Genomic DNA, 20,507 nt, shown 5'->3' on the forward strand with positions numbered 1-20,507 from the left:
CTTGCGGCCCTGCACATCCGCCCGGATCATTGTGGCTCGCCGATCTCGATAATGTGCCGGTCCGGGTCATGGAACCGGAAAACCCGCTGCCCCCATCCCTGCATTTGCACCGGATGGATGAGATCGACCTTTTTGCCTATATCGGCAAATGTTGCGTCCAGATCTTCAACCTCGAAATAAAGAACCAGATTATCCCGCCCGAATGGCTCCGTGGGTTTTGAGGTCCGTCCGAATACGCTGCGCAGAAGAGATGCGCCCTCATGGATTGCAAAGCCATTGTCAAACCGGACGAAATCACCGTGATCTTCTACGATCTCCAGGCCAAGCACCTGCGTGTAGAACCTGCGTGAGCGGTCCATGTCGGCCACGAACGGCAGCGGATTGACAAACCTCATGAGCGTCTTGCCGCCTACACCATCTACGGAACCAGAACGACCTTTCCCGCATTGCCCGATCCCACAACGGCGACATGGGCGTCGGCGGCGTCGGCAAGGCTGAATGTCCTGCCTACAATCGGCCGAAGCGCCCCTTCGGCAATCCAGGCCATGATATCCGTCATCATCACCGAAACCTGCTCGGGCGTGGCGTTCCACAGCATGATGCCGCGGATATCAAGTTCCTTCATCATGGTCAGCCGTGGATTGATGGTAATCTCGCCGCGATTGCCGATGACCATGATCCTGCCCGACATGGCTGCCAGATCCAGATCTGCCGCCAGGTTCTCATTGGCAAGCATTTCGAGGATCAGATCCGGCCCCCCACCGTCCGTGGCGGCACGCACCTCGTCAAGGTATCCGTCTTCGTTGTGATTAACGACCACATCCGCGCCTTCACGGCGCACGAGTTCCTCGCCTTCCGCCGAGCCGGCGCTTCCGATTACTCTCAGACCTGCGCGCTTGGCAACCTGAATTGACGCGGTTCCGACTGAACCGCTGGCGCCGTGGATGAAAACGGTTTCGCCGGCCTTCGCACCGCCGCGCTCGAACAGCGCATAGTGGGCAGTTGGGTAAGAAACGCCAAAGGTCGCGGCCTGCTCGAATGACACACCGTCGGGAAGCGCCAGAACATTTTCCTGTGGCCGTTTGACTTTTTCGGCGTAGCAGCCGGTAAAATCGAACCCCATGGCGGTCCCGACAAACACCCTGTCACCGGCGGCGAATTTTTCGACACCCGCACCCACGGCTGACACGATGCCGGCGGCGTCACCACCGGGAATGCACGGCAAATCCGGCTTCACACGATAGGTTCCGCTCCGCATATAGGTGTCGGCCGGATTAACACCTGCCGCTTTGACATCGATCACAACCTCACCCGGACCGGGAACCGGATCGTCCACCTCGTCAAGCTGGAGTACTTCCGGGCCACCAAACCGGTGCATTCGGATCGCTTTCATTGATCGGGCCTCCATCGACACTGAGTTCGGCCAGAACAGGCGGCCGTGTGATCCGGAAAGGTAAAGTTCCCACTTTCCGTGTCAACCGATTGATATTGTGTCTTTAGAGGAAAGCTTCTGCAAAAAAAGGTGGCCTGGCTCACCCGATCCGGCGGGAAGTTGCCGGGAGCCAAGCCACCAAAGCGCAATTGCGGGGTCGCGCAATTAGTGATCCAACATGCCCCACAATTTGCGTTTTACCTGGATGAATTCATCCGTCAGCCGCATATCCGGTGTCCTTGGACGCACGAGACTGACATCCTCGATATGGTGGATACGGCCCGGCCTGGCGGACATGACGATAATCTTGTCTGCCAGAAAAATCGCCTCCTCCAGATCATGGGTAACGAATACAACCGTTTTTCTGGACTGGGACCACGTATCCAGGAGATCGTCCTGCATGCGCTCCTTTGTCTGGGCATCCAACGCGCCGAACGGTTCATCCATGAGAAGGATATCCGGATCATTGGCATAAACACGGCCGATATCGACGCGCTTGCGCATGCCGCCCGAAAGTTCGCGCGGCCATCGGTCTTCAAAACCGGCAAGCCCCACCATCTTCACCCATTTTTCTTCGATCTCGCGCTGTTGCGCTTTGCTGGCACCACGAAGGCGCGGACCGTAGGAGATATTGCGCGCGACGGTCATCCAAGGGAATACGGCATCCTGTTGGAAAACCATCCCGCGCCTCTGGTCTGTACCCTTGATGACCTCGCCATCAAGCGTCATCTGACCATCTGAGGGCTCAAACAGTCCGGCCATCATTTTCAGCAGCGTCGACTTTCCGCATCCTGACGTTCCGACGATAGCATTGAAACTGCCGGACTCGAATGTCAGGTTGATACCTTCCAGAACGGTCAATGCCGCGGGCGTGCCCTTCCCGAATGTATGAGAAAGGTCTTCAACACGTATCTCAGGCATTATTCCCTCGCCTCCGACCAATCCATCAACCGGGCCTGGATCACCCTGAATGTGCGATCCATAATGAAGGCACAAAATCCGATGATAACGATGATCATCATGACCTGATCTGTGAGGAAATACCGACGTCCTTCCTGCAGCAAGAAGCCCAGGCCGTTCTGCGCCGCCAGAAGCTCGGAAGCAACGAGCGTCGTCCATGCAGCGGCAAGCGCGATGCGATAGCCGGTGATGATGAACGGTGTCGCCGCCGGAATGGCCACGGTCCGGAATATCTGAAACCGCGATGCGCCCATTGTCGAGGCGGCGTCCACATAGACCTGAGGGACGTTCTTCATGCCTGCAACAACATTGACCACACACACCATGAAGCAGGCGATCGTGATGATGAGAACACGGCTGAATTCTTCAATGCCGAACCAGATGATGATAATCGGGATATAGGCAAGCGGCGGTATCGGGCGCAGGGCTTCGATGAGCGGATCAAACAGATATTCTATCTTATCGTACCAACCGATCAGGCAGCCGAGGATCAACGCCAGTGACGTTCCGATGAAAAAGCCCATGAAGATTCTGAACAAGCTAGCCACGAGCGCCGAAAACAGACTGCCGGACTCGATGTTGGCCACAAAGGACGTATAGATATCGGCCAGTGGCGGAAGCAAAGCCGGATTGTTGTCCGGCCTGTTGGTCACCAGAATGTAGGCGATGAATACGATTGCTACTGAAAGGGCGCCCAAAAACAGGCGCCCCGTCAGGAATTTCGCTACAGCGTCCATGATGCGTATCAGATCTGCTTGACAATCTGATCGGTAACAAGGGCGTCAACGTCTGGCATGGAATCGAGCTTGCCTTTGTTCACAAGGAACTCGGCCTGAACCCTTGCCGAGTTCAACAACAGCCCTTTGGCGAACAGGTCCTTGATCTCGGCGGTGTCGAGATAACCCCAACCATTGAAGATCTCGGCCACCTGCGGGCGTGTCACCTTGGCATTGCCCATGCCCTGCTGCCAACGCAACATGGCGTCAATGGCCTTGTCGTTTTCATTTCTCTGCAACGCAACTGTCGGGCCATGGAATGCCGCCACGAGATCAACCAGCATCTCTTCGTTGGCATCCATATATGGCTGGGTCGTCATGATGACGTCCATGATGCTCGGGAAGTTCTCCGGCAATTTTCCGCCATCGACGGTCATCACTGCATCGGGACGCGCTTCGAAGATAAGCGCACGTGACGTGGCGAGCGGCACACAGGCATCAACCGCGCCGGCAACAAAGGCAGCCTGACCTTCAATCGGCTCCATGTTGACGCGTGTGATGGGCATGTCCGACAGCCCGGCCGAGGCAAGCGCTGAATCGAGGAAGAAGTCGAAGTTCGAACCGGAGGTCACGGCAATGCGCTTGCCTTCAAGATCTTCAATCGAGTTCAGGCCCGGTGCGCCGACGACGACGAACAAGGGCGTCGCGTCCCCGCAAACAGAAAACTCCCGAAAATCAGCCACATTGCGTGCCATCGCGGCCAAGGGCGGGACAGAACCGACTGTCAAAACGTCGATGCTGCCGCCGACCATGGCCTCGATGCCGGGAGGTCCTGACGGAAACACTTTGATATCGAGCTCGATGTCGCGCTCGGCGAGAAAGCCCTGATCCTGGGCCAGCCAATACATGCCAAACGAATATGCAGGAATGATCCCGAATTTGATTTTACGTTTTGCGGCCTGAGCCGGCTTCACGAAGAAATGCGGTGTCGCCAATACGGCAGAAGCACCGACGGCGCCTTTCAGAACGGTTCTTCTGTTAAGCGGCCTGGATGTCACTGTCTTGGATTTCATTTGTCGTTCCTCCCTATTGGACCGAGGATCCCAATCTCAGCTCACTCCTAAACGGTAGGTCGAAAATCACGGGTTGTCAATTTAGTAGTTACTAGAATAAAATCACTCTCATAAAATCGTCTGCGTTTGCCAAATCCGTGCGTAAAGGAACCGCTCGTGAATATTATTCTCATCCTGGTCGACAGCCTGAACAAGGATTGCCTGAGCATTTACAATCCCGACACGAGGTGCCGAACACCGTCCATTGACGCTTTCGCGCGGAAAGGCCGGATCTTTGACAATCACTATATCGCGAGCCTTCCCTGCATGCCTGCGCGGCGAGAGATTTACTCCGGACGGAAGGAATTTTTGTGGAGACCCTGGGGACCGCTGGAAATCTTTGATCCGCGGCTGCCGCAACTGGTCGGCGCGGCCGGTTACAATACCGGCATCGTCACCGATCACTATCACTACTGGGAGGAAATGGCGAACGGCTACATACAGGGTTTTGCTTCGCTCAATTTCATCCGCGGCCATGAAACCGATAACTGGAAAGTGCCGAAACCCGGCGACGTTCCGGACTGGGTCAAGAAGATGTCAGAGTTCCGAGCCGCAGAGCATATGGAAAAATACTATGCGAACGTTCGGGACTTTAAGGGAGAAGAAGATTTCTTCCCCGCAAAAGTCTTCAGCAAAGCCGGCGAGTGGCTGGAAGAAAATGCCGCCTCCGGTCCCTTCTTCCTGCAGGTTGAGAGCTTTGACGTGCATGAGCCCTTTCATGTCCCGGAGCCCTATGCATCGATGTACAGCGACGGCGGCTCGGCGGCCGACTACAGTATCTGGCCTCCCTATCAGGTCTATGCGGATCTTGATGCCTTCATGGAACAGACCACGCCCGAGGAACTCGCTTTCCTCAAATCGCAATATATGGGCAAGGCCACGATGGTGGATAAATGGCTTGGTCTCTTCCTGGACAAGCTGACCACTCTTGACCTGTGGGACGACACGATGGTCATCTTCACGACAGACCATGGGCATGATCTTGGCCAGCGCGGCGTTTTCGGCAAGCAGTACCCGCACTATGACAGCCACGCCAATATCCCAATGATTGTCTGGCACCCCGATCATCAAAGCGAAGAGCGGGTTTCGGCTTTGACACAAACGGTTGACATATTCGCAACCGTGATCGAAGCCGCCGAGGCTCCCCTGCCCGATGAGACCCGCCACTCCAGCAGCATTCTGCCGGCGCTCGGCGGAGCACAGCACCGCGATGCGGTTCTTTACGGCACGTTTGGGCAAGGTGTTTGCATTACCGATGGGGACTGGATTCTGTTTAAATCCCCCGTCAAGGGCAAACCGCTTTTCACCTACTCGACCATGATCAACAGGCCGCTTCTTGTGGACAACCCGGTCGACGGACGCGTCGGGAAGTTGCCGGACGCGCCAGTCGGTCAAGACCGTTACGACCCGACGGTGCCTTTGCCGATGTGGAAAATCCCGATCGAAATCGATCCAAGGACCTATGAGAATTTTCTGTTCAACAGAAAGGACGACCCGAACCAGGATCATAACCTTTGGGACGCGGAACCGGAACAACGCGAACGGATGCTCGAACTGCTGCGGGAAAAGATCGCCCAGGAAGGTGCGCCTGCAGAACAGCTTGAGCGTCTGGGCCTTGCCTGAATGCTGATGGCTTGACCAACCCGAGCCAAGGGCTTTTAGGGACCGTCCCCTGCCCGGATTGCCGAAAGCCGAAACAAGTCGGCGGTTGAATTGTCCGTGTGGATATCTATTGTTGGTCGAAGTCTATGTCGCAGCATGGTATGGGGGCCGGCATGACAGAGAACGTTGTCTCGATTCGCGGTCGGGGCCGTCCAAAATTCGACCAGGCGCACAAGCAGGCCGCTGACCGTTTTCAGCAGGCTTGCGGGAAGATCTCTGTTTCCAAGACGGTCAGTCTGCCCCTGTGGCGTCAGCTCGCCGAGCAACTTGAGGCTGTGATCCGGGCCGGTGAACTCGAACCGCATTCGCGCATGCCGTCCGAGGAGGCACTGAAGGAGATGTTCGGTGTCTCACGAACTGTCGTGCGCAACGCGATGCAAACGCTGGCCAATCGCGGCCTTGTCGTCAAGGTGCATCGAAAGGGCATCTTTGTCGATGCGCCGCCGCTCGAGACGGCGTTTCTGACAAGCAATCTCAGCGTCTATGACGACATGGTCTCCAGAGGCCACCAGGTGTCGACGAATACGTTCGAATTCCAACGAGCCGAGGCCGAACAGGAAGAACGCGACGCCCTGCAACTCAAAGATGATGAAACCGTCATCCGCATTGGCCGACTCTTCTGGATGGACGAAAAGCCGATCACCTACACCCATATGACTCTGCATGGCGGGAAGCTTCCGGGCTTTGAAACACTCAACATAGAGAACCGCTCGATACTCGGCCTGATACGCGAACGATACGGCCGCCGGTTGCGACGCTGCGAGCGCTGGTTCAGGGCCGTGATAGCGCCAGACTACGTCTGTGAAGCCATGGGCGTGGCTCCTGGAACCCCGATGATGTGGATCGAATCCATCGCCTACGAGGCCGACAACACGCCGCTCGAGTTTTACCGGGCATATTACAATTCAGATGCAGCAAGCATGCATCTGTCTATTGTTGACTGAAGCGAGCGCGGGGAAATTCAGGCGGTTCTCGAACAAACGCACCTTGTTCCACAGCCAGCCAGGCCCCTCGCCCGTGATCTGCTGTAGCCCCGTATAGACAAGTCGCCCCTGCGAAAACTCGCCAATGGCGAGCTCCGGGGCTTGTCGGTTCTCCATAGCCTTGTCATGAAAAAGCCCCCGGAATTGCTCCGGGGGCAAGTGTGGCCTGTCTTGGGAGTGCAGACGGGGCCGGTGCTACTGGTCGCAATTCCACCAGTAACGGGAAAAATCCGTATCCCAGCTTTGCATGGGAACCCATTCGTAACCCTGCAGGCATTTGTTGGCCGCAAAGCGCTTGTTCTGGGTCAGCAGGAACACGTCCGACTGCATGTCGTAGAGCTTCTGCTGAATGGCCTTGTAGATCTCGTTCTGCTTGGCCGTATCCGTGGTGCTGCGCGATTCGTCGATCAGCGCATCGATCTCGTCGCTCAGCACCCACTCCATCGAAGCCCAAGTGCCTTTGGCATTCGAATGATACTGGACATAAAACACCGAATCCGGAGACGGATAGGTGGGTCCGTAAAAGACCTGCGTCGCGTTGGGAGACGTTTCGATGGATGTCGCAAGTTCGGTGATGCGGTTCCAGGGCTCCGGCTGAAGCTCAACCTCGAAGCCGATGGATTCGAGCGCCGATTTGAACAGCAGGCCGATCTCTTCCTCGAAGGCCGTCTTGGCGACATAGCCATGGGTGATCTTGATCGGCTCCTGGCCTGCATATTTCGACTTGGCGACTTCTTCCTTGGCCTTCTCGAGATTGTATTCAGGCGCTGGAAGACTATCGAGGTAGGCATCGGCAAAGACCGGTGCGAGAGGCCCGCTCAACTGGCCGCCCGGAAAGATCACTTCGCGTATGGTCTCGTAGTCCATCGCATAGGCAATCGCGCGGCGGATATGGACGTCATCCGTCGGCGGGAGCTGGTTGTTGAGCTTGAGGTAGAAGCCGGTCGCGGTATCCGCCGAGATGATCTTGTAGTCATCCATCTTGGCGATGGCGTCGTAGGTCTCGACGCCCTGATACTGCGAGGACATGCCAAGTTCGCCCTTTGCCGCCAGCGCTTTGATCGTCGCTTCGTCGCGCGTGACGACAAAACGCAGTTCGTCGATGGGTTTTTCATTAGGCCAACCGGCATGATAGCCCTCGTACCGGCTCATCATCATCTGCGCACCGCGCGTCCAGTTTTCCAGATTGTAGGGACCGGCGCCGGCGGACTTGTCGGCAAGATAGGTTTCGCCCCATTCACCGTCATTCTGCTCCGCAACCAGATCCGAGTTGACCACAAGGATCAGCGGCGTATTGGACAGGAACGGCGAGTAGACCCGGTTGAGGGTAATTTCGACCGTTCCACTGTCGATCGCCTTGACATTCTGCGGATCGATCAGATCGGCAAACAGATATGATGGCCCCTCATTGATCGACAAAAGCCTCTGCATGGAAAACACGACATCCTTGGCTTCAACCGGGCTGCCATCCTGGAATGTCGCGCCCTGCTTGAGCTTGAATGTGTATTTGGTGTTGTCCTCCGACACCTCCCAGCTCTCGGCAAGCTGCGGAACAATCTGCCCGGCGCCGTTCACCGTTGTCAGGCCGTCATAAAGGTTCACCGCGGCCATATATTCGGTGTAGTCGTTAATCTTAGCCGGATCGATCGTTCCGAAGATCTGAACCGTGTTGACGACCAGCGTGACCTTGTCGTCGCTCAGCGCCGGTGTTGTAAGCGCTGTTGCAGCGGCCAAACCGGCCGCAAATGCCATTCCCTTCCTGAAGTATTTCATTTTGCTTTCTCCGTTTCGTTGGATTGTTTGATGGTTAAAGCGGCAAGTCCTCCAATGGTGTGTAGGCCTGCGGGTAACCGAAGTAGCCCGGGCCAACGAGCTCGATACCGGCAGGCGAACGCCATTGCGCATCACAAGGCAGCCCGATCATCGTCACCGCGAGCCCGTAGCGAAGCTGCTCGGTCGTCACCGGCAGCCCGCCATCGGCATCAAGCGCGCAGATGAGATCCGGCGTGACGGCAAGCGGCTTGTCGTCATCGTCAAGCGCAATGAGGAACTCGTTCTGGAAATCGACCCGGAACACGCGTCCCTGATCCTCATCCATGCCCTTGATGACCGCCCGCCCGCGCGCAAACCCGCCTTCTGTTTTGCGCTCGATGTCGATGACGCGGCCGGAAAAGAGACGCTTTCCGTTGAGCTTTTCGATAAGCGCCGTCGCGGGATTCCTGTTGCAGCCGCGTTCGCCCGTGATCACCTGACCAATGTCAAGGATCAGGGACAGCGTATGGCGAAGAATGCCTCTTTTGACCTCTTCACCGCTCATCGGATAGAGCGCAACCAGTGCAGAGCCGCCCATTTCGATTGTCTGGGAGCGCGCCAATCGCTCGGTCCAAAGGTTTGAAATGGCGTTGATGACTGAGCTGTTGCCTTTCTCATCGGCAATGACCATCGGTGTCGCGGCGACGCCTTGCATGGTGAAGGAGACCATCTGCAGCTCGGGAAAGGCACGCCCCATTCCGTCACCGTCGATCAGCGGCAGGCCTGTCGCCGCCGCAACGGCGAACGGGATGGTCGAGTTAAGCCCGCCGGCCTCAATGCAGATAAGCGCATCGGCCTTGCGTCCCAAAAACGCCTCAAGCTGCTCCAGCGCCCGGTTCGCCTCATCTCCGGCAGGCAACTTTTCCAGCATCACGGTCGGCGCGCCCATCATGCAGACGGGAACGCAGAGCCAGTCGTCCTTGACGTCCTCGGGCGCAATGACCTCTACCGGACCATGCTGTTCGATGGCCGCCTGGGCCATGAGCTTGCCGATGTAGGGATCGCCCCCGCCGCCTGTGCCGAGAAAAGCGCCGCCAGTGGCGATGGCTTCCATCTCGTTGGCCGTAATCGTGTGAGTGCTCATTGTTTCGCGTCCTCCGTGGGGCCGGCGCCCGGCGCGTTCACGTCGTCAAGCGGCAGATAATTGAGATGACCAAGGCCGAATCCGGCCGGACCGACAACCGCCAACGCCTCTGGCGTACGCAGCAAGGGGTGGCACGGAAGAGCCAGAACGCTGACGCGCTGCCCGTAGCGCAGCAATTCGGTGGTAATCGCCTCGCCAGTGTCGATGTCGAGGATCACGATGAGATCCGGGACCACGACCTCGGTCTTGCCGTTGCGGGAAAACACCAGGTTTTCATTCTGAATAATGATCGAGGCAACATCGCCTTCGTGCTTGTCGAACCCCTCGATCCGGGCTTCGCCGGCAACAAAGCCGCCTTTGAGCTCGCGCCGCACATCGCTGATCTTGCCGGTAAACACCAGTTGCCCCTGCTCGAACCGGCAGATCGCCTCAACCGCATCGGCATTGTTACGCTGTGCTTCGCGAACGGTGCGACCAAGGGAAATCGCCCGGCTGTAGGAATCAGGAATGGCAAAGCGTTTGACGAAGACACCCGGCATCGGCGCGCTTGCAAGGGATGAGGCACCGCCCTGCGCGATCACACAGGCGCGGGCAAGCCGCTCGTGCCACAATTCGGATGCCGCATGGTCAAAGATCACAACATTGCCATGCAGGTCACACATGGCGCTCGGCGTGCTGCGATGCCCGTAGATCGAATAGGTGGTCATCTGCATTTCCGGAAAAGCGCGTCCCATGCCGTCGCAATCAACCACGGGCAGGTCTGCAAGCGCCGCAACGATGAGCGGTTCCATCGCGTTCTGGCCGCCGATTTCCTCGCAGGCGATGGCGTCGATTTTAAAGTCGAGCCGCTCCTCCAGTGCGCGGATGCATCGCAGGCCCTCCCTGCCCTCCTTGATCCGTTCATGTGAGATCAAGGGCGCACCGATCCCGCCGACGGAAACGACCTTGGCGTCGTCCGGAAGCGCCTGGAGCGGAAGTACCCGCATCTTTCTACCCTCGCGCAGCACCTGCAGCGCACGCAACTTGCCGATATACGGGTTGCCGCCGCCGCCGGTCCCCAGGATCGCCGCGCCAACTTCAAGGGCTTCGATTTCCTCCTCGCCGATGGAGTAGAGATCAGCGTGCCGCGACAGCATGCGCGCCCTCCATTTCTCCAACCACCTTGACGTGAATGCGTGTCGCATTGCCCGGCAGATAAGCGAGCGGAACATCCTCACGCTCAATCGTTTCGATGGTCGACGGCGAAGCGCCGGACGCAACGGCTTTTTCGGTCGCCTCCCGCTCGGCCTGCTTGAGGCACTCTTCGCGTGTCAGCCCGTTTTCCAGCGAGTAGATCCGATCCACTTCACCGCTTATCTGGGCGATCGCGGCGCCAACGGCGTTGGCAACCGCGAAATTCTCCGGCCGCACGACATCAAGGTCAGCCAGTTTGTCCGGCATCAAAATGGAGCCGCCGCCGACGGCTATGACAGGAATGGGATCAGGCGAGATGCGGCTGCGTTCGACGGCGCGTTGCAGCAACTGCGTTATCGCCGCCCTTGCCTTTTCGACCGTATCCTTGTCGACACCGGCAACGCGTGCCGCATCGCCTATATCCGCTTCGCCTCTCGCCACCGCGATATCGGTTGCCGTCAGCGTTTCGCCGCCAAAGACCAACGCTTCGCTGGTGATCCGGAACCCTACGGACTGTGGACCGACGGTCACAGTACCCGAATCATCCCGGCGCACCAGCGAACCGCCGCCCAGGCCGACCGAAAAAACATCCGGCATGCGGAAATTCGTGCGCACGCCGCCAATATCCACAACAGTGGCGGCCTGCCTCGGGAAACCATGCTGCAGGGCACCGACGTCCGTGGTCGTGCCGCCGATATCGACGACGATGCCGTTGCGTTCGCCGGTCAGGAATGCCGCACCGCGCATGGAGTTTGTCGGTCCCGACGCAAAGGTCAGTACTGGAAAGTGCTTGACCATGTCGGCATTCATCAACGTGCCGTCGTTCTGGGTAATATAGAAATCGCAGTCGAGACCCGCCGAGGTGAGCGCGCTCGCAAAAGCATCGACCGTGCGCTCGCTCAGCGACAGCAGGCTGGCATTCATGATCGCCGCGCTCTCGCGCTCAAGCAGGCCAATGCGCCCGATATCGCTGGAAAGCACCACGGAAACGTCAGGACAGCGTTTACGGATATGATCGCGGGCCACGCGCTCCATGTCCTGATTGATCGGGCTGAACACCGAACTGACCGACGCAACCTTGGTTTTGCGGCTATTGATATCATCGCAGATGCGGTCGAGCTCGTCCTCATCGAGCGGCGCGATCTCGCGCCCGTCGAACTCGTAGCCACCACGAACCAGATATCCGCTGTCACCGGCCGCCTCGCGCAGATCCGCCGGCCAATCGACCATCGGCGGCAAGCAGGCCGTTGCCGGAAGGCCAAGCCTGATCGCCGCGACGGGATTGATATGCTTGCGCTCGATCACGGCATTGGTGAAATGGGTCGTGCCGATCATCACCTTGTCGATCTGCTTGCGGTCGATGCCGGCCTTTCCGATCGCGCCCTCGAGCGCTTCTACAACGCCGCTGGTCACGTCCTGCGTGGTGGAGGCCTTGAAGCCTGACAACACCTCGCGCTCATGCATGACGACCGCGTCGGTGTTGGTTCCGCCAACGTCAATTCCTAGTCGATACACCGCACTCTCCTTGTCACTCTTGGGGTCAGGCAACGGTATCGGCGAGATACCGTCTCTGCTCCTCGATACTCGTCTTGGGTTTCAGGCGATCTTCTTCATCGCTCATCACCGGCACGGCGGCGATCAGCGCTCGCGTATAGGGATGTTGGGGGTCGGCGAACACGGATCGAGGCTCACCGCTCTCCACCAGCTCGCCGCGCAGCATAATGGCGATGCGGCTGCAGAAATTGCGCATCAGCGACAGGTCGTGCGAGATGAAGAGAAAGGTCAGGCCAAGTTCGTCGCGCAGCCTTTGCAGAAGATCGATAACGTTCTTCTGCACCGACACGTCGAGTGCCGATGTCGGCTCATCAAGAACGATGATCTTGGGATCGGCGGCCAGGGCCCGTGCAATCGCGACACGCTGCTTTTGGCCACCCGACAATTCGTGGGGATATTTGGAAACATAGTGCGGCGCAAGTTCGACATGCGTCAGCAACTCCTGGATCCGCCCCTCTGCCTGCTGCGCGCCAAGCCCGGCAAACCGCAACGGCACAGACAAAGTCTGACCGACGGTACGCTTTGGATTGAGCGACGTTCCAGGGTTTTGATAGACAATCTGTATGAGGCGCCGATAATCCGAGCCCCGTTCCCCGCCGCCCACGGCACCGCCATCGACGGAGATCGTTCCGCCGCTTGGCCGGATCAGCCCCATGATCATGCGGGCGACCGTCGTCTTTCCAGACCCTGATTCCCCCGCAAGGCCGAAAATCTCGCCTTTCGCCACGGTCAACGACACATTGTTGACAGCACGATGGCTGTCGCCGCGCCGAAAAATGCCCCTGTCCTCAAACGTCTTGGACACGTTGGCAAGACTGATGATCGGCTCGGCCTCCACCGGAGGCTGGTCCTCGACACCCGGCCCGTAAAGCGGCGGGATCGCACTGATCAACTGGCGGGTATAGGCCTGCTGCGGCGTTTTGAAAAGCGTTGTCAGCGGGCCGTTTTCCACAATCTCGCCATGGCGCATGACGAAGATGTCGTCGGCCATCTTACGCACGACGCCGAGATTGTGGGTAATCATCAGCAGCGACAGCCCGTTGTCCGAAACCAGCCGGTTGATCAGCTTCATGATCTCGTCCTGGGTCGTCACATCAAGCGCCGTTCCCGGCTCATCCGCGATCAGGAGCCGCGGCTGGTGTAACAAGGCCAGAGCGATCAGGACGCGCTGGCGCATACCGCCTGACAATTGCGACGGATATGCGTTGAAGATGCGGTCGGGATCGGAAAGCTGCACCTGCCTGAGGACCTGCCCTATGCGCTGACGCCGGTCCGCCGCATCGGAACTCTCCCCGAGCCGGCGATCGGAAAATCGGAGCACATCATCGAGATGCCGTCCGATCCGGAAAACCGGGTTAAACGAGCTCAACGGATCCTGCATGATGATCGAAAAGGCAGTGCCCTTCATCGCTTCGCGCTTGCCGCGCGAAAGCGTCAACACGTCCTCCCCGTCAAACCGGATGCTGCCACTCTCGACAATGGCGTTTTCGGGCAGAGTGCCGAGGATCGCCTTGCTGGTGACCGACTTGCCGGAGCCTGTCTCGCCAATGAGCGCGACACGGCCACCCTCCGGTATCTTCAGCGCGACGTCCTTGAGCACGTTGTTGACGAGGCCGTAATTTCTGAAGGAGACGTTGAGATCCTGGATTTCTAGGAGGCTTGTCACTGCTCAAACCTCCACGTCGAACATGTCGCGCAGGCCGTCACCCAGGAGGTTGAAGCCAAGCGTGGCATAGAAGATCGCAAAGCCCGGTCCGAGGACACCCCACCACATCTCGGGCAGGAACTGCCGGCCATCGGCAACCATAGAGCCGAGATCGGGGGTCGGCGGTTTCACGCCAAGTCCGAGGAAGGACAGCGTCGCGCCGAAAAGAATGACAAAGGCGGCATCAAGGGTCGTCTTGACCGATATTACGGACACGCAGTTGGGCAATATCTCCCGTGTGAGCACATGCCAGTGGCTGGCACCGGCAAGCCTTGCAGCCTCGACAAAGTCTTCGGTCGCGATCGACTTAGATACGCGGTAGATGAGCCGCGCGTGCCACGTCCACCACAGAAGCGTGATCGCAAGCATGGCATTGACAAGGTTCGGCTCCAGAACGTTGCCGATCGCCAACGCCATGATCAATGGCGGGATCGCCAGCATCACATTGGTAAATCCGGTGATGATTTTCTCGGTCAGACCGCTGAAGTATCCGGCAAGCATTCCAAGGGCGGCGCCGACCGGGACCGCAACGCCCAGAACACCAATCACAAGCAGGAGTGAGATCCGGAAGCCGAAAATGACACGCGTCAGAATATCCCGTCCGACTTTGTCGGTCCCCATCCAGTGCGCCCAGTCCGGCGCCCTGTGGCGATTACGGAAATCGACCGCAGCGCCGAAATCCTCCGGATAAGGGGCGATCAGCGGCGCCAGAATTGCCACCAGAATGACCGACAGCACCATCAGGCCGCCGATGACGGCAGACGGATTGCGGGAAAAGCGGTACCAGGCCATGTAGCGCGCCGACAGGGTCGCCGGCTCGTTTTGTGAGACGACCGACATCAGTTCGCCTCCTTGAAGCGCAGCCTCGGGTCGATCGCCATCAGCACGATATCGATCACCAGATTGGCGACGACAAAAAAGAAGCCGGATACCAGCACGACCGCCATGACAGCGTTGAGGTCCTTTTGCAGGATTGCCTCAAGCCCGTAGGAGGCGAATCCGCCCCAGGAAAACACCAGTTCGACGACAAAGGCGTTGCCGATCAGCGAAGCGAATTCGAGGCCCATGATCGTCAAGGGCGCTATGGAGGAGAGTTTTAGAAGGTAGCGAAAGACAATGACCCTGTCCGGAACGCCGAATGATTTCAGCGTCAGGACATGGTCGCGTCTTTGATGTTCAATCATCGCCGATCGTGTGATGCGGGTGATCTGCCCGATCCCAGCCATTGCCAGCGCAAGCGCCGGGAAGATCAGATGTTGAAGGGCGCTGCGAAAAACGGCCCAGTCGCCATGCACGGCTGAATCGATCAGCAGCAGGCCGGTGGGACCTGGTGGAAGCTCAAGCGAGTAGTTCACGCGGCCGAGCACCGGCCAATCCGTCAGGAAATTGGCCGCGACAAGCTGGAGCAGTATGGCGAACAGGAAACTCGGCATTGTGACGCCGACGATGGAGAAAAAGCGACCCGCATTGTCGATCCAGCTATTGCGGTAACGGGCCGTCATGACGCCCAGCGGGATCGAGATCGCGACAATCAGCAGGACCGTGACGATCACCAGTTCCAGTGTGGCAGGCAAAAGCGCGGCGATTTCGTTGCTGACCTGTCGGCCCGATATCAGCGATTTGCCAAAATCACCCTGCAGACCGCGCCAGACATAATCGGTGTATTGCTGCCAAAGCGGTGCATCGAGCCCCATCTCGACACGCATTTCATCGACCTGTTGTTGGGTCGCGCTCGGCCCGAGCGCAATACGGGCCGGATCGCCGGGCACGATCCGGGCAAGAATGAAGATCATCGCCGAAAGCACAAACATGACGCCGGCAAAGCCGACTAGCCGTCTGAGCATTAGGCTGACTGGATTGGTCTGCATTGCGGCCCGATCTTCCACATGGGCGCGCGAACGGCTCATCCGTTCACGTCGTCAGATGTGTCGGGCTAAAGACTGACGCTGGCGGACCGCAGCCACAATCTGCAAAAGGTATAGGTTTTCTAAAAATACGTATAGGTTTTGTGCAAAATCAGCGCTTCTGACGAAGCTAGGCCACCCAATTCAGCGCCCGGGCCGCGGATATCGCCTCCGAGCGTTTTGTGCATCCCATCTTCCTGTAGATGTTGCCGAGATGGAATTTGACGGTGACTTCCGACAGGCGCAGCTGACGGGCTACGAATTTATTGGATGCGCCTTCCGCGACCAGGGTCAAAACGCGCAATTCCTGCCGGGTAAGACCGGAAACCTCCCGTTGACGCCCACCGGAATGGAATACATCGAGACGCCGAAGCACTTCTGTGCCCCCTGGCGCTGCGCGGACAAACTGGCTGATACGCTTGTCTTCCATCAACCTGTCGACAATCACCTTTTCGCCGATCAGATGGGTCATGGCGCCCATGCGCGCCGCACCGTCCAGCACTTTCGTGAATTGCGCCCGCGCCTTGGTGAGGTCGCGTTGCTGCCGGGCGAGATAGGCAAGCCAGAGTGACAGCGTGCTGCGCTGGCGATCGTTGACATTCGGGTTGGCGCGAAAATGCTCGACCTGGCGCAATCGCATGGCGTTGCGTGGCGCATTGCGGATGAGATGCCGCATCCATGCAAAGGCAATTGCTATCTCGCGCGTGTCGTCAAGCAGTTCCAGCGCTTCCTCGGCGCTTTCAACCCAGGTCATGTTGATCCGTGATTGAACGCTCGTCAGCAGTTCGGCCGCCTCCTGCCAGCGATTGTGGTTTTGCAGGATATCCACCTGCCTGATCGTGATAACGAAATTAAATCGCCGCGAGCGCCATTCCTGGATCCGCCACTTGTCGAGAAAGGTGCGTGCGGCGGCAATGCCGAGCTCGCCACTGATTGCCAGGCTTCCGTAATAAAGCGCCAGTTCGGTTATCGTCGGCCAAAGCTCTCCATAGGCGAATTTGTCGAACTCCTCGCTCAGATAGGTCACAAGCTGCTCGGCGTTGCCCTTCTCATAGGCAAGGACCGCCTTGATCAGGCCAAGCAGACGATGATCCGTCGGCGTCTCGAATGTCACCTGATAGAGTGCCGCATCGGCGTCGCGCACCGCGCTTTCGACCTCCGGCAGCACACCGCGTACGAGCGAAAAAACCGCCCTGTGAAGCTCGATGTAAAACACCAGAAGCGGAACGCCGGCCTTGTTGTAGTGGTGGCTTGCCCGGTTCGCCATTTCCTCGGCGGCGTCAAGCTGCTGACGCTGGATGCACACCTCCAGCATTGTGTTGTATATCCCGCCCCGATTGAGATGATCGTCGAGTTCCAACTCTCCAAGCAGCTCGAACATGTGTTCACGCACCGTGTTGCCGATGGCGTAGTCCTCGTAGATCGACATGACGAGCCGGAACATTCGAAAGTCCCGCGAATAGAGTTGCGGATTTGCGGCCACACGCTCAAGGTCAAGCGCCTCGGGCCCGAAATGCTCGCGCACAATGTGCCTTGCCCGGTTGACGCTACCGGATTTGAGCGCGTGCATCGCCAATGCAACGGCGAGCGTCGCATTGCTGCGCCGCATATCCTCCGGAAAATTCGAGACAATCCGAAGACAGGAATCAAGCCCATGCAGATGCATGAAAAACTGATTGCCCTGCTCGCGGAACCATTCGAGCGCCTGGGCATAATCACCGGCGGCCTGGGCCGCCTCAATCGCGCTCACCACATCGCCACCGGCATAGAGCGTTGCGGCCTCCGCAAGCGCGTCCGATCGGCATCTGGAAGAAAGAACATCGGCAAACAGGGCCCGCAGATCATCGCTGCAAAACTCGATTTTTCCGGTGTCGTCGTCTAAGCGAAGGCAGTTTGGGAGCTTTTTCACCAGCCGGCGGCAGGTCCGACGCGGTTCGGCCCGGTCAGCGCCGCCGACAACTGTTAGTGACGAAAGAAGCTCTGTTTCCTGTTCATCCAGCTGCGACACGAGGTCTCGCGTCAGGTTCCTTGCGGTCAGGTCCATTACCAAAAATCCGGTTTCCGAAATTGATGCGTCTTTTATCTGAAGGCAGATTTATCCGATACGCAAGCAGCGCAGCCGGCCGGTTCGCTGGCTTGAGGTAAACGAATTCATAAATGCGTGCAGTTGCGGCAATTGCCCCGTGCGGCTATTTTTGCCGCAGGATTTAAAAAGGGCGGTGGAAAGCCGGGGGAACATGCAGGTGGATCATTGACGGTAACGCTGAAGGAAGTCGCAGCCCGGGCCGGCGTTTCACGCTCCGCCGTCTCGCGCACATTCACAGAAGGCGCCAGCGTTTCCGCCAAAACGCGCCAAAAGGTTGAAGAGGCCGCCGAAGAACTCGGATACCGGCCAAGCCTGATTGCCCGCAGCCTTGCCACAAACCGGACCAAGCTGATCGGCCTCGTTGCCAACAACTTCCGCAACCCGGTTTTTCTTGAGGTTTTCGACCTTTTCACCCAAACGCTGCAGAGGCGCGGCTTTCGCCCACTGCTCGTCAATCTGAGCACCGAGACCGACTCTGAAAAATCTCTGGAGATGCTGCGCCAGTATCGCGTCGACGGCATCATCATCGCAACATCGACCCTTCCGCCCACCTTTCCCAACGCTTTTCGCAAGGCGGGCGTTCCCGTCATTCATGCGTTCGGGAAGATCCACACCTCCTCCGGCGTGAGTATTGTCGGCATCGACAACAGGCATTGCGGCGAGATGGCCGCTCAGACACTGTTCGACCGCGGGTACCGTAACATCGCCCTGCTCGCCGGCCCGCAATCGGCAACATCGACACAGGACCGCCTTGAAGGCTTCCTGAAGCGGACATCAGAACTCGGTATCGAACCGGTGGATGTGCGTTTCGCAAGCGAGTATTCCTACGCATCCGGCAAGGAGGCCATGGCCACTCTACTTGATGAGCGGACAGTGGAAGCACTGTTTTGCGGTGATGATCTCATCTGCATGGGTGCAATGGACGCCGCCCGTGAATACGGCCTGTCCATCCCCGAAGAAATCGGATTTCTCGGCTTTAACGACATGAATATGGCGAGCTGGTCGGCCTATGATCTGACCACCATCCGCCAACCGGTTCGTGACATCATCCTGAGCTCGGTCGAGCTTGTCGTCGCCATGATCGAAGGATCGGAAGAGGGAAACAAGAACCTGTTATTTCCCTGTTCCATTACCGAGCGCAGCAGTCTAAAGCCCCTGCCCTAGCCGCGCATGGAGGGCGGCCGGGCATCCGTCCAGGCACCGTTCCCGGATGCTGAGTCCACGGCGGAACGGATGGCCGCCATGGAACGCAGCCCGTCTTCCGCCGTCGGATAGGACATGGCCACCGGATCCGGCGTGCGGCCCTCTTTTGCGGCGCTTATGACCTCGGCCAGATCGGCATAGATATTGGCGAAGGCAAGCGGCATACCTTCGGCATGGCCGATGGTGACGCGCGATGCCCTGTCTGCTTCAGGCGACAGATCGGGCGCACCTCTCTCCAGGATTTCGGTCCGGCCGCCAACGGGTGTCCAGTAGAGCTGGTTGGGATGTTCCTGCTCCCAGCGCAAGCCGCCCTTCTCCCCGAAAACCTGGACGCCAAGGCCATGCATCCGGCCGACGGCGACGGCGCTTGTCCACAGCCTGACAACGGCACCGCCATCAAGACGCACATTGACCATGGCGTCATCTTCAAGCGTTCTGGAGTCGATTGCGGAGATGAAGTCTGCCGAAAGGCTCTGAGACTCCTGCCCCGAGACAAAATTCGCCAGATGCAGAGCATGGATTCCGCAGTCGGCAAACTGGGCAGAAGGTCCAATCTGAGCGGGATCGTAACGCCAGCGGATCCTTGGATTGTCGGCATCGGCAGCGTCGGCATGAAAACCGTGGGCAAACTCAGCCTTTACGAGCCGCACTTTACCCAGATCGCCCCGCGCAACCATTGCCCGCATATGCCGCACCATGGCATAGCCCGAATAACCATAGTTCACCGCGCAGATCTTGCCCGAATTTCTTACCGTCTCGACAATGTCCTCGGCTTCCTCGACGGTCATTGTCATCGGCTTTTCGCACAGGACATTGAAGCCGTTTTCCAGAAACGCCTTGGTGATCTCGTAGTGGGTGGAATTTGGCGTTGCCACGGTTACGAGATCGATCCGGTCATCGCGGCCGCTTTCGCCTTCGAGCATTTCGCGCCAGTTGCCATAGGCGCGGTCCGGCGCAATACCCAGCTTTTCAGCATAGGCCTTACCCCGCGCCGGATCGACATCAAGCGCACCAGCAGCGAGGTGAAAATGTCCGTCAAGTCCGGCACTGATGCGGTGGGCCGGCCCGATCTGGCTGCCCTCACCGCCGCCGATCATTCCCCAATTGAGTCTGGCCATGGT

The 20,507-nt window shown here is 58.3% G+C and carries 17 protein-coding genes; 3 read left to right on the plus strand and 14 right to left on the minus strand.

Annotated features, from left to right (window positions below):
* Positions 1-26 precede the first annotated feature (26 nt).
* The 5 genes from OQ273_RS10775 to OQ273_RS10795 form a co-directional block, all read right to left on the minus strand.
* On the minus strand, positions 27-395 hold the full coding sequence (locus tag OQ273_RS10775) for a VOC family protein (protein WP_267990506.1): 369 nt from the start codon (positions 393-395) through the stop codon (positions 27-29).
* A 23-nt stretch (positions 396-418) separates the two neighbouring features.
* Entirely contained in the window at positions 419-1,393 is a 975-nt protein-coding gene (locus OQ273_RS10780; protein ID WP_267990507.1) for an NADPH:quinone reductase, read from the minus strand.
* A gap of 204 nt (positions 1,394-1,597) precedes the next feature.
* On the minus strand, positions 1,598-2,353 hold the full coding sequence (locus tag OQ273_RS10785) for an ABC transporter ATP-binding protein (protein ID WP_267990508.1): 756 nt from the start codon (positions 2,351-2,353) through the stop codon (positions 1,598-1,600).
* Entirely contained in the window at positions 2,353-3,129 is a 777-nt protein-coding gene (locus OQ273_RS10790) for an ABC transporter permease (RefSeq protein WP_267990509.1), read from the minus strand. The genes OQ273_RS10785 and OQ273_RS10790 overlap by 1 nt, the downstream gene beginning before the upstream one ends.
* An 8-nt stretch (positions 3,130-3,137) precedes the next feature.
* Positions 3,138-4,181 (minus strand): ABC transporter substrate-binding protein, encoded by a 1,044-nt coding sequence (locus tag OQ273_RS10795; RefSeq protein WP_267990510.1) that lies wholly within the window; start codon positions 4,179-4,181, stop codon positions 3,138-3,140.
* Positions 4,182-4,337: 156 nt separating this feature from the next.
* On the opposite strand from OQ273_RS10795, the gene OQ273_RS10800 reads away from it, so the two are divergent.
* Both OQ273_RS10800 and OQ273_RS10805 read left to right on the plus strand, forming a co-directional pair.
* Positions 4,338-5,843, plus strand: coding sequence for a sulfatase (locus OQ273_RS10800; protein ID WP_267990511.1), 1,506 nt, complete (start codon positions 4,338-4,340; stop codon positions 5,841-5,843).
* A gap of 152 nt (positions 5,844-5,995) precedes the next feature.
* Positions 5,996-6,826, plus strand: coding sequence for a GntR family transcriptional regulator (locus OQ273_RS10805; protein WP_267990512.1), 831 nt, complete (start codon positions 5,996-5,998; stop codon positions 6,824-6,826).
* A 234-nt stretch (positions 6,827-7,060) separates the two neighbouring features.
* On the opposite strand, the gene OQ273_RS10810 is transcribed toward OQ273_RS10805, so the two are convergent.
* From OQ273_RS10810 to OQ273_RS10845, 8 genes are all read right to left on the minus strand, one after another.
* Complete coding sequence (locus tag OQ273_RS10810; RefSeq protein ID WP_267990513.1) at positions 7,061-8,638, minus strand: ABC transporter substrate-binding protein; 1,578 nt, start codon at positions 8,636-8,638, stop codon at positions 7,061-7,063.
* A 34-nt stretch (positions 8,639-8,672) separates the two neighbouring features.
* On the minus strand, positions 8,673-9,761 hold the full coding sequence (locus OQ273_RS10815; protein ID WP_267990514.1) for an S-methyl thiohydantoin desulfurase family protein: 1,089 nt from the start codon (positions 9,759-9,761) through the stop codon (positions 8,673-8,675).
* Positions 9,758-10,897: an S-methyl thiohydantoin desulfurase family protein gene (locus OQ273_RS10820; protein ID WP_267990515.1), complete on the minus strand. Its 1,140-nt coding sequence runs from the start codon at positions 10,895-10,897 to the stop codon at positions 9,758-9,760. The genes OQ273_RS10815 and OQ273_RS10820 overlap by 4 nt, the downstream gene beginning before the upstream one ends.
* The gene (locus OQ273_RS10825; protein ID WP_267990516.1) at positions 10,878-12,449 is read right to left on the minus strand and encodes a hydantoinase/oxoprolinase family protein; all 1,572 of its coding nucleotides are present in this window, start codon (positions 12,447-12,449) and stop codon (positions 10,878-10,880) included. The genes OQ273_RS10820 and OQ273_RS10825 overlap by 20 nt, the downstream gene beginning before the upstream one ends.
* A gap of 25 nt (positions 12,450-12,474) precedes the next feature.
* Positions 12,475-14,154, minus strand: coding sequence for a dipeptide ABC transporter ATP-binding protein (locus OQ273_RS10830; RefSeq protein WP_267990517.1), 1,680 nt, complete (start codon positions 14,152-14,154; stop codon positions 12,475-12,477).
* 3 nt (positions 14,155-14,157) lie between these two features.
* On the minus strand, positions 14,158-15,033 hold the full coding sequence (locus OQ273_RS10835) for an ABC transporter permease (RefSeq protein WP_267990518.1): 876 nt from the start codon (positions 15,031-15,033) through the stop codon (positions 14,158-14,160).
* Positions 15,033-16,061, minus strand: a complete 1,029-nt coding sequence (locus OQ273_RS10840) for an ABC transporter permease (RefSeq protein WP_333781704.1) — start codon at positions 16,059-16,061, stop codon at positions 15,033-15,035. Before OQ273_RS10840 ends, OQ273_RS10835 begins: the two co-directional genes overlap by 1 nt.
* Before the next feature lie 166 nt (positions 16,062-16,227).
* Complete coding sequence (locus OQ273_RS10845; protein ID WP_267990520.1) at positions 16,228-18,141, minus strand: helix-turn-helix transcriptional regulator; 1,914 nt, start codon at positions 18,139-18,141, stop codon at positions 16,228-16,230.
* Positions 18,142-18,348: 207 nt separating this feature from the next.
* Between OQ273_RS10845 and OQ273_RS10850 the strand changes: the two genes are divergently transcribed.
* Positions 18,349-19,347, plus strand: coding sequence for a LacI family DNA-binding transcriptional regulator (locus tag OQ273_RS10850; protein ID WP_267990521.1), 999 nt, complete (start codon positions 18,349-18,351; stop codon positions 19,345-19,347).
* Here the strand turns inward: OQ273_RS10850 and OQ273_RS10855 are convergent.
* Entirely contained in the window at positions 19,344-20,504 is a 1,161-nt protein-coding gene (locus tag OQ273_RS10855) for a Gfo/Idh/MocA family protein (RefSeq protein ID WP_267990522.1), read from the minus strand. The two genes, OQ273_RS10850 and OQ273_RS10855, sit on opposite strands and share 4 nt — an antisense overlap.
* Positions 20,505-20,507 lie beyond the last annotated feature (3 nt).

This window comes from Hoeflea prorocentri (assembly GCF_027944115.1).
In the GTDB taxonomy this organism is placed as follows: Bacteria; Pseudomonadota; Alphaproteobacteria; order Rhizobiales; family Rhizobiaceae; genus Hoeflea_A; species Hoeflea_A prorocentri.

Excerpts from the sequence above, each read along its gene's own strand:
- OQ273_RS10790 (WP_267990509.1), bottom strand. The coding sequence starts at position 3,129 with ATGGACGCTGTAGCGAAATTCCTGACGGGGCGCCTGTTTTTGGGCGCC.
- OQ273_RS10775 (WP_267990506.1), bottom strand. The coding sequence starts at position 395 with ATGAGGTTTGTCAATCCGCTGCCGTTCGTGGCCGACATGGACCGCTCA.
- OQ273_RS10855 (WP_267990522.1), bottom strand. The coding sequence starts at position 20,504 with ATGGCCAGACTCAATTGGGGAATGATCGGCGGCGGTGAGGGCAGCCAG.
- OQ273_RS10845 (WP_267990520.1), bottom strand. The coding sequence starts at position 18,141 with ATGGACCTGACCGCAAGGAACCTGACGCGAGACCTCGTGTCGCAGCTG.
- OQ273_RS10805 (WP_267990512.1), top strand. The coding sequence starts at position 5,996 with ATGACAGAGAACGTTGTCTCGATTCGCGGTCGGGGCCGTCCAAAATTC.
- OQ273_RS10820 (WP_267990515.1), bottom strand. The coding sequence starts at position 10,897 with ATGCTGTCGCGGCACGCTGATCTCTACTCCATCGGCGAGGAGGAAATC.
- OQ273_RS10780 (WP_267990507.1), bottom strand. The coding sequence starts at position 1,393 with ATGAAAGCGATCCGAATGCACCGGTTTGGTGGCCCGGAAGTACTCCAG.
- OQ273_RS10840 (WP_333781704.1), bottom strand. The coding sequence starts at position 16,061 with ATGCAGACCAATCCAGTCAGCCTAATGCTCAGACGGCTAGTCGGCTTT.
- OQ273_RS10835 (WP_267990518.1), bottom strand. The coding sequence starts at position 15,033 with ATGTCGGTCGTCTCACAAAACGAGCCGGCGACCCTGTCGGCGCGCTAC.
- OQ273_RS10810 (WP_267990513.1), bottom strand. The coding sequence starts at position 8,638 with ATGAAATACTTCAGGAAGGGAATGGCATTTGCGGCCGGTTTGGCCGCT.
- OQ273_RS10815 (WP_267990514.1), bottom strand. The coding sequence starts at position 9,761 with ATGAGCACTCACACGATTACGGCCAACGAGATGGAAGCCATCGCCACT.
- OQ273_RS10795 (WP_267990510.1), bottom strand. The coding sequence starts at position 4,181 with ATGAAATCCAAGACAGTGACATCCAGGCCGCTTAACAGAAGAACCGTT.
- OQ273_RS10785 (WP_267990508.1), bottom strand. The coding sequence starts at position 2,353 with ATGCCTGAGATACGTGTTGAAGACCTTTCTCATACATTCGGGAAGGGC.